Below are 9,686 nucleotides of genomic sequence, written 5' to 3'. Positions count from 1 at the left end.
GCCGGACGCGGTGCCGGGCGCGGCGCCTGGGAGGGGGCCTGCGCGGCCGCGACGGACGCGGACAGCGTCAGAAGCAGAACGGGGAGGACACGGAAGCCAATGCGACGCGGCACAACGGGAATCATGGAACGACCTTCTGTTCTCGGATCTTGCTTCCGTAATCCTGCAGGAGATTTTGGACACCCACACGACGGATGCCGAGCAAAGGCTCGCGCCCGCTGATCATGTCGCCGATGGTGACGTCCTCGTAGGCCTTCATCAGGTCGTGGCCGACCTTGACGAGTTCCTTGTTCTTGGCCTCGCAGCTCTTGGTGCGGGCCTTGCAGGCGTTGGCCTCGCCCTCGAACTTGGACCGCTCGGCGTCCTTGGCGCGGGCGACGGTCGCCGCCTCGCCATAGGCCGCCTTCCACCGTTCGAGGGTCTCGTTCCGCTCCTCGATCTTCTGGTTGAAGGTCTCGACGGCGGTCCGATGGGCTGCCTCGACCTCCCGGAGCTGGGTCTTGAGCCCGTCGAGCTGCTTCTGCAGGGTGTCGCGCGCCCGGTCGGCCTCGGCCAGCTTGGCCTGGAGCTGGGTGCGCTGGTCTTCGAGCGAGCGGGTCTGGGCGGTGGCGCTGCGCAGGGCGTCGCGCAGCCGGTCGGTCTCCGATTGGGCCAGAGCCGGACCGCTGATCGTCACGCCGGCGACGACGGCCGCGAGGATGAGCCGGCGCATGTCAGAACCTCGCATTGAGGTCGACCTGGACGATGTCGACGGAGCCGGGCGGACCGGCGATCACGTTGGCGCTCATCCAGCGCGCCGAGGCCCAGACATTGGCGCTGAGGCCGAGGCTGGCGCCGATGAAATAGCCCTTCAGATTGGTGCCGCCGAGGCCGAAATCGGCATCCGTGAAGGCGTCCACGGTGGCATCGGACTCGACGTATTTGTAGCCGATATGGGCGTTCCAGTCCCACAACTGACGCAGCACCGGATTGCCGACCGTCAGGCGGCCGTAATAGCCGGTGTCGCCGCCTTCGTAGCTGCCGACCACCTTGTTGCCGTCCGAGTACTTGATGGTCGGGCCGAAATTGTTGACCGCGATGGCGGCGACCTCGTTCTTGTTGAAGGCCGTGTTCTTGACGAACTCGCCCTCGAGCGTCACGTGGATGGGCTCGAATTGGGCGTTGTCGAGGCGGGCCGAAACGACCACGGGGCGAAACTCGCTGGCGAGGCCGAAATATTGGTAGTTGTGGCCCGCGCCGCCATTGGCGAGCTGGTAGGTCGCCAGCGCGGTCAGATCCTGGTTGCGCAGCGCCATGTAGGTGTTGCCCTTCTGGGCAAACAGCGGGCGAAACAGGTCGGTGTCGCAGGCGATGTCGACATTGGTGGTGTCGCACACGCTCGACAGCCGCCCCTTGACGCCGGTGAAGTTATAGAACGCACCGGCGACCGTGAGCGACCACACGTCGGCGAAACGCGTCGAAAACCCGGTCTGGGCACCCTGCAGCCACTTGTCGTGGCTCTTGTACTTGTAGGGCTCGGTCGCGGCCTGCGCGCCGAGATCGATGCCGGCATTGAGCGCCGTGTTGAAGATCGAGAACACACCGGCGTTGAGGAAGCCCGTGAGATTAGGCAGCACGTCCCGCCGGAACTTGACGGCACCGCCGTCGAAACCGATGTCGCGGTTCCACACCATGTCGTGGACCGTGAAGAACGGGTTGTCGAAGCGGCCGATCACGCCCGTGAACTCGTAGGCCGGCTGATACTGGATGTAGGCGCGGTCGAGCCACAGCGCGTATTTGCTGAAATTGGTCCCCGTGGTTCCGAACGTCTGGTTCATCGATACTGGCGAGCTCGAGTCGCCGGTCCCGATCCGCATCCCGAACGTGAAGGCGTCGCCGAGATCGGCGTCGAAGCCGAGACGGGCGCGCAACCGCATCCGCTCGCGGTCCTCGGTGACGTTGTAGGTCGGATACCACGACTGGCTGTAGCCGAGGTCGTAGGGCTTGCCGTTGTTGAGGGTGTTGAAGTCGTAGGCATAGTCCTGCAGGTTCCCTTTCGGGAACGTCTGCTTCTCGTAGCGCATGCGGGCATCGCCGTAGAAGCGAATGCGCGACGCCCATTCCGGATACTTGCCCGGCGACGCCCAGCCTTCCGCCTGCGCCTTCGACATCACCTCCTGGCGAAGCTCGTCGCGCAACTGCCGCTTGACCACCTCGGGCACGTAGGTGACGTGCCGGGCGCCGGGCGGCGAGGCCGCCGCCGCGGCCGCCGTCGCGGTCCGGGCCGCTTCCTCGGCGCGGGCACCGGCGTCTTTCGCGGCCTGGCGCGCCACGTAGGATTCGTCCTGTGCCTGCTTGATCAGAAGCGTGCCTTCTTCCTCGGTGAAGACCCCACGGCGGACCAGTCCGTTGACCAGGTTGACCATGGCGTTCGGATCGGCCGCCTTGGCCGTCGACACCGTCGGGCGTTTCGGAGCGACCTTACCCTCCTCCTGCGCGACGGCCGGCGCCGCGGCGCACAGCGCCCCGACGGTCGCCGCGAGCACGGCCAAGCGCCGGCTGTCGGTTTGATTGTGGAACATGGCTACCCGCCCCCTTGTATTGACGCTCGTCTCGCTCACCAACCCGGCTCCGCGGATCCGTCCGTTCGCCACTCTCGTCTTCACTGTCGTCATCGTCGCATCGCCCACGGTCACGTCGGCCGCCGTGCGGTGATGCGCGTGACCATCGGCATCGGCATGTCGGCCGGCGGCGGCTCGCGCAGCACGATCCCGGCCATCACTTCGTTGCGGATGGCGTCGTCGACATCCGCGCTTCCGGTCGACGAGACGAGCACGATGCGGCTGATCCGACCGCTCGAGTCCGCCCATACGCGCACCTGAACCTGCATCACTGCATTCTTGGTCTTGGGATTGGAGCGCAGCGCCTGCTCGAGTTGCGTCTGGACCATGGTGGCGTACCAGCCCCACCGGCTGCCGCCGCCTCCACCGCCCGTGATCGGACGACCACCCTTCTTGGCCGCCATGTCGCCCGGCCCCTTGGCATCGGCGTCGAGCGCCAGCGGGCCCGGCGGCTCGTCGGACCGCGAGTCGTTCGGCTTCTCGTCCTTGGGCTGCTCGACCGGCTTCTCCTGCTTGATCTCCGGCTCGACCATCTTGGGCTGCTCGACCATCTGCTGCTCGGGCGGCGGCTGCACTTCGGGCGGCGGAGGCGGCGGCGGAGGCGGGATGTTGACGATCATGAACTCCTGCACGCGCCGCGGCGGATCGGGATCGCCGCCGCTCAGCAGGAAGCCGGCTGCCGCGATCGCGACGACCACGGCTCCGCCGACGGCGAACCCGAGCCATCGCCGTCCTTGATCTCGGGAATCGCGTTTGGTTTGCATGATCGCCTCACGTCACCAGCGGCTTGGTGGCCAGCCCGACCTGGGTGATGCCGAGCCGGCCGAGCAGGTCGAGCACGTCCATCACGTTCTGGTACTGGGTCTGGCTGTCGCCGCGCAGCACCACCGGAAACTCCGGCGTCAGCGCCTTTTGCTGGACGAGCCGCTGCTCGAGCTCGGCCATGGTCACCGGGATGGTATCGAGGAAGATGCGGCCCTCGTTGGTGACCGTGATGGCCTTGGTGGTCTGCTGCGCGAGGCTCGGCGAGGCCGAGGCCTTCGGCAGATTGACTTTCATGCCCTGCACCGTGGCGGTCGTCATGATGATGAAGATGACCAGCAGCACATAGGCGAGATCGAGCATCGGGGTGATGTTGATGTCGTCGTAGGGCTTGGCTTCGGTATTGAGTTTCATGGCTCACTCCGCCGCGATCGAGCGCGGATGGTCCGAGCCGTCGAACCGGTAAGCCTCGCCGAGCTTCGTGACGAACTCGTCGACGAAGACCTGCATGTCGGCCGTGAGGGCCTGTATCCGGCTGATCAGGTAGTTGTAGCCGAACAGCGCCGGGATCGCGACCGCGAGGCCCGCGACGGTGGCGACCAGCGCGGCCGCGATGCCGGGCGCGATGGCGTTGACGTTGACGTCGCCGGACGCGGCGATCGCCGCGAACGTGATCATCACGCCGACCACGGTGCCGAGCAGGCCGAGGAACGGGCCGCCCGAGATGGCGATGGTGAGCAACACCATCAGCCGGTTGAGCCTCTGGCTCTCCCGCACCAGGCTGGCGTCGAGCGTCGCCCGGATGGCGGCGAGCGAGGCGCCCTTCAGACGGCGCTTCTCCTTGCCGTCGAAGCGATGCTTCAGCTCGGCGACGCCGACGTGATAGATGCGGTAGAGCGATGCGTTGCGCAGCAGCCGCATGTCTTTCGCGTTGGCGCGGCCGCCGAGGCTCGACACGTCGTCGGGATCGCCGGCGTCGATCGCCGTGACGTCCGCGGCGAGCTCGCGGAAACGCTCGATGAACAGGTCGTTCGCCTTGGACTGGCGCGCCAGGTAGGTGGCCTTGTCGACCATCACGACCCAGGAGATCACCGCCATCACGGCCAGGAAGCCGATCACGACCCAGCCGTCGAGCGTCACCGACTTGAGGATCACGGCGAAGTAGCCGGAGAGCCAGCTCGCCGTCTCCTCGTCGATCCCGTAGGCGACGAGCTTGCCGACGTCGCCGCCCTGCCCGATCGCCTGCACGCGGACGAAGCCGGCCGGACGCGCCACCTTGGAGATCGACAGTTCGTCGACGTCGCCGGCGAAGCCGATCGCGGCGACCGTCGCCGGCACCGCCGGAGCCGGAGCCTCGGCCGCATCGCCGGCGGGCGCCGCAGGCGTTGCCTCGGCCGGGGCGCCACCCGCTCCCGCATCGGGGACGGGCGCAGGCGCGGGTTGCGCCACCGGCCGAGGAGTGTCGCCGCCGAGCAGCGCCGGCGAGCCGAGCGCCGGCGTCGCGGCGGCGAGGCTGCCGTAGGGCTGACCGTCGAGGAAGACGGCGATCTGGGTGCCGTTCGACACCACGGCGAGGTGATGCCAGGTGTTCGGTGCGACCGGGGCGGCCGCGGCGCTGCGCTCGGCGGCGCCGTCGCGCGTCACCTCGACGACCGGGGCGCCGTTGTCGAGCGCGATCACCAGGGCGTTGCGTCCCTCACGGCGCGCATAGAGCGCGGCATTGGGCTGCGCCGCGGCCATCTTGAACCAGGTCGACCAGGTGAACGGCATCGCGTCCGCGAAGGCGAGCGAGGGCGAGCCGGGAAGCGTCAGCGGGGTACGGCCGTCGAGCCGCAGGCCGGTGCCGATGATGGCGCCGTCGGCGGGCTGGCCGGAGCTCTGCGCCCCGTTACCCCAGGGCGAGGAATCCTGCGCCGGCGTGCCGCGCTCGGCGAAGTGATAGTCCAGCACGGTGTCGGGATCGAAGGTCGCCTTGGCGTCGGCCACCGAGACGGCCTTCTTGTTTCCGTAATAGAGCCAGAAGTCCGACTTGGCGCCGGGCGCGAGGTTGGGCACCTGCACCCAGACCAGCGCCTCGCCGAGGAGCGAATCCCACTTCTCGACGTGGTGCTTGAGCGGCGTCTTGTCGTCGCCGGCGACGAAGCGCAGATCGGCTCCGTCCTCCTTGGCGGCGGCGAAACGGAAGTTGCCTACATGCAGACGGACCAGAAGCGGCACGGTGCCGACCGGCTCGTTGACGGCGGCACCCGACGGCGCGGTGTCGACCGTGATCTTCTTGCGCATCGACCACTCGTCGTTCCACCAGGCCTGGGCGGACCCGGCCGGCAGCAGCGCAGCCGCCCACAAGCCGAGCATCAGCGCGAGCGCGAGGCTCCGCCCGGTGCGGCGCGAGCCCGCTCCGGGGATGCGCAGGATGCGCGAGACGAGATCGAAACCCATGGAAACGGCCCCTTCAGAATTCGCCCCAGAAGCGGAACAGCACGCGGGGGTGATTGGCTGACGTGTAGGTCTGACTGATCAGCGGCATCGCCCAGGCGACCGAGCCGCTGAAATAGTTGAACACCTTGAACCGCGTCCCGAAGCCGTAGCTCGCCAGCTCGTACTGCTGCGTCTGTTCCGGGAGGGGATCGTGGATGCGGGTGAAACCGGCGTCGCCGAAGGCGAACAGCTTCCACTCGTTGACCATCGTGACGTCGAACGGCGCCGGCGGCGGCGCCGGCGGCTTGAAGGTCGCGCGGAACCAGCCCGCGATATCGGGCGTTCGCAGCTCGGCCGTGCCGATCACGCCGTAGTCGCCGAGCGTCTCCGTCTCCAGATAGCCCCGCACCGTGTCGAGACCGCCGACACTGAGTTGCTCGCTCGACACCAGCGGCTGGTCGGTGATCTGGCCCTGCACCTTGCCGAACACCTGAAAACCTTCGGGAAGGTCGTGGGTGTGCGACAGGTCGCCCTTGAGGATCGCGAACTGCTCGGTCGCCCTGTAGCGCTTGGCGTCGAAGTCGTCGGGCTCGCTGCCGAGCCCGCGGAAGCCGTAGACGGCGCCGGCATTGAGCTGCGTCAGCGATCCCTCGCGCTGCCAAGTGGCGCTGTAGTTGACCGAACCGGGGAAATAGGTGACAGGCGTCGAGAAGTTCTGAGAACCCGACTCCATCATCTGGCCGAAGTGCTTGTAGTCGATGCCGAGCGACACCGTGTGGAAGAAGCCCTCGAGGCCGGGCAGCGTCACGATCAGCCGGGTGCCTACCACCTGGCCCGGGCCGACCACGTTACTTCCCCCGACCGTCGCCACGTTGCTCTTCGAATCGACCGCGTAGAACAGCACGTTGAAGCGGTCGGTATCGACCGGCCGCCAGAGATAGGACCCGGAGAACACCGTCACCTGCTCGGGCGCCTGCGGCGCGACCTGATAGCTGAAGCTCGCCGAATGGCCGAGCTGCCACAGATTCTCGTAGCGGACCGTGTAGGTGGTGCGCGTCGGCACCGTGTTCGGGCTCTGGCGGTTGTTCACCTCGGCGCTGGCGTGCAGCGGGAACTTGTCCTCGACGTTGAGATCGATATCGACCGTGCCGGGCGTCACGCCGGCCCGCAACGCCGGCGTCACGCGGCGGTCCGGCCACTGGTTCAGCCGTACGATGTCCTTGCTGATGTCGTTGAAGTTCGGCAGCTTGCCTTCCGCGACCGCCCCGGCGGTCCGTTTGATCCGGTCGACGTCGAAGAACCGCGACCCGTTCACCCGGAGTTGCCCGACCTTCTGCTCCGTCACGTTGAGGACGACCACGCCGGTCGCCGGATCCTGGCTCAGCACGGCGACGCCGACGGTCTGCAGGCCGCGGCCGTGATACGCCTTCTCCAGCGCGGCCCGCGCCTTTTCGACGTCGTCGGCGCTGCGGTTCGGGCCGACGAACGGATAGACGGCTTCCTCGAGATCGATCTGGCGCAGCGCGTGAGCGCCGCGGATCTCGAAGTCGTTGATGTCGAAGCGTGCGGGACGCTCCTTCCCGGCCGCCGGCTTGCCGGCCGCCGGCGCCGTGCTCGCCGACGGGGCGGGCGGCGCCGTGGCTGCGTCGGCCGGCTGGGCCGACGCGGACAGCGGATACACCGCCAGCGCCGCCGCGAGCGTCGCCACGACGCCGGCATCCGTCCGCATCCGCCACCGTCCGTAGCGACGGCGGCCATCGCGCGCATGGCGACGGCCTGATCGAGGCAACCCGGGCAAACGACACCTCCCCCCGGCCGCGCAGTGCGCGCCGGTTCTCCGCTCTCGTGAATCAGACGCGCCGGAACGGGGAGTTACGAATCGATTTATTCGGGAGGTGCGGCTTTGAAATACTTCGTGCAGCGTAGACGCCGTGCGGCATCGACGGCCGAGCGGAGGACCGACCGGCGGTTCCGCTCGCGCGTGGCGCCGACTGTCGGCTCAGCCGACCAGAACGAGACCGCCCGGCAAAACCGTGATGCTGGCACCGAACAGATCCCTGATCTGCGCCAGGATGTCGTCGAGGCGGTCGATATGGAAGGCGGCGTTCACCAGCCGCGGCCCAAGCTCCGCGCGGGTGAGCAGAATGCGTCCCGCGCGGTAGCGGTTCACTTCCTCGATCACCTCGGCGAGCGGACGATTCTTGAAGATCAGGAGGCCATTCGTCCAGGACGCGGCGATCTCGGTATCGGCCTGACTGGCTGTCCCGAGATCGGCGGCGGAATACTCGGCCTGCTGGTTGCGCGTCAACGGCAACGCCCCGCGGTCGTGGTGGAGAACGACATCACCGGAGAAGCAGACCACCTTCGCGGCTCCATCGTCCAGCCGCACGCTGAACTCCGCCGCGCCGGCCGCGATGCGGCCCCCGCCCGCCTTGACCGAGAGCGATCGGCCGGCCCCGCCAGGACGGGACACGATCATGGCCTCGCCCGCGACCAGCACGAGCCGATGCGGCGGCTCCTCCACCGACAGGCTGGTCTGCGTGTTCAGCTCGACCGACACGTCGTCGGACAGGATGATCTTGCGGCGCTCCCCCTTGCCGGTCCGATAGTCGGCGGCGAGCTCGTCGAACGACGGCCACAGTCCCAGCGGCGGATGCGTCCCGAGCACCGCGACAGCCGAGACCGAAGCGGCGATGGAGCCGACCAGCACGGCCCGTCGTCCGAGCTTCAGCGGCGATCGAGACGATATCGGCGGCGGCGCATACTGCTTCGCCACGGCGCCGGCCGCCGCGCCGAGCAGCCTCCAGGTCCGCGCTGCATCACGAAACGCGACCTCGTGATTCAGGTCGGCGGATCGCCAGCGCTTGAAGCTCTCGGCGTCCTCGATGGTCGCCTCGCCCGACTTGAGGCGAATGATCCAGTCGAGCGCCTCGAGCTGCAGCGGATCGAGATCCGGAGGTTCTTTGTCGGCTTCGGTCACAGCCCGTCACTTCCGTGCCGGGCCCGGCACCCTTTGCACCGGCTCCGGCTCTATTCGAAAGACGTGTCACGCGGCCGCGGACCGAAGCGACGCTTCCATTTTCTTCCGAGCCGGGCGGCGCAATGCTCGACCGCGGTCTTCAATTCGATCTCGATGGTCCGGACCGAGACCCCGAACCGCTCCGCCAGATCGCGATGCGGCACGTCGCCGACGCGGGCCGCGAGGAAGATTTCACGACAACGCTGCGGCAACTCGTCGATCGCCCGCGTCAGCAGCTCAAGATCGGATCGGGCCTCCAGGGTCCGGCAGGGATCCGGCGACTCGTCCGGAAGGCTCAATAAAGAATCGACCTCCGCTGCGGTCAAGTGCCGGCTTTCTGCACGGCGCCGATCGATCGCAATGTTGAGCGCGATCCTGAGAAGATAGGCCTTCGGACTCCGCATCTGGCCGACATCGGCGATTCTCTCCAGACGAAGAAACGTATCCTGCAGAGCTTCCCGAGCGAGCTCGATCGAGCCAAGCCGGTGTGCCAACTGACGTCCGAGATCATTGTAGTCGGATATCAGGAGGTCGCGGAGGATCTTCCGATTGGAATCCGGATAGGTGATCGACATGTCCCTCACCGGACCAACCGGCCCGTCCTCGCCTGGAGCGAGTTCCATTCCGCTGGAATCACAGCCCGCACAGTTGCCGACGTGAACGCATTCCCTGCGACAAACCGGTTTCCATTCCGCCGGAAAACGCCTAGCCCATACGGATAGGCGGCCTCCTATACGGATTTGTGACACATTGGAGACAACAGTTTTGCGGATGCGATCAAAGCTTGCGTGCATCCTGACCAGCCCGCGTCCAGAGTGCGAACTCGATCGGAAGCTGAACGCTGAGGCGATCGGGAAGGCCGGGCGGAATCGCCGGTAAAGGCGCGG

8 protein-coding genes are annotated in these 9,686 nt (G+C 67.4%); all 8 read right to left on the bottom strand.

What is annotated here, in order from left to right; genetic code table 11:
• Positions 1 to 121 precede the first annotated feature (121 nt).
• Entirely contained in the window at positions 122 to 712 is a 591-nt protein-coding gene (locus HXX10_RS28725; RefSeq protein WP_296526909.1) for a hypothetical protein, read from the bottom strand.
• 1 nt (position 713) lies between these two features.
• Positions 714 to 2,561 carry a putative porin gene (locus HXX10_RS28720; RefSeq protein ID WP_296526907.1) on the bottom strand — a complete coding sequence of 616 codons (1,848 nt, stop codon included), beginning with the start codon at positions 2,559 to 2,561 and terminating at the stop codon, positions 714 to 716.
• Positions 2,562 to 2,671: 110 nt separating this feature from the next.
• Entirely contained in the window at positions 2,672 to 3,364 is a 693-nt protein-coding gene (locus HXX10_RS28715; RefSeq protein WP_296526905.1) for a TonB C-terminal domain-containing protein, read from the bottom strand.
• A gap of 7 nt (positions 3,365 to 3,371) precedes the next feature.
• Entirely contained in the window at positions 3,372 to 3,776 is a 405-nt protein-coding gene (locus HXX10_RS28710; RefSeq protein ID WP_296526904.1) for a biopolymer transporter ExbD, read from the bottom strand.
• 3 nt (positions 3,777 to 3,779) lie between these two features.
• Positions 3,780 to 5,801 (bottom strand): DUF2341 domain-containing protein, encoded by a 2,022-nt coding sequence (locus tag HXX10_RS28705; protein ID WP_296526903.1) that lies wholly within the window; start codon positions 5,799 to 5,801, stop codon positions 3,780 to 3,782.
• A gap of 13 nt (positions 5,802 to 5,814) precedes the next feature.
• A complete protein-coding gene (locus HXX10_RS28700) occupies positions 5,815 to 7,509 on the bottom strand; it encodes a ShlB/FhaC/HecB family hemolysin secretion/activation protein (RefSeq protein ID WP_296526902.1) in 1,695 nt (564 codons plus the stop codon).
• A 270-nt stretch (positions 7,510 to 7,779) separates the two neighbouring features.
• On the bottom strand, positions 7,780 to 8,760 hold the full coding sequence (locus tag HXX10_RS28695) for a FecR domain-containing protein (protein ID WP_296526901.1): 981 nt from the start codon (positions 8,758 to 8,760) through the stop codon (positions 7,780 to 7,782).
• 50 nt (positions 8,761 to 8,810) lie between these two features.
• A complete protein-coding gene (locus tag HXX10_RS28690; protein WP_296526899.1) occupies positions 8,811 to 9,374 on the bottom strand; it encodes an RNA polymerase sigma factor in 564 nt (187 codons plus the stop codon).
• Positions 9,375 to 9,686: the final 312 nt, after the last annotated feature.

The organism is Rhodoplanes sp. (genome assembly GCF_013377085.1).
Lineage (GTDB): Bacteria > Pseudomonadota > Alphaproteobacteria > Rhizobiales > Xanthobacteraceae > Rhodoplanes.
This window is presented reverse-complemented; position numbering and strand designations above follow the sequence as displayed.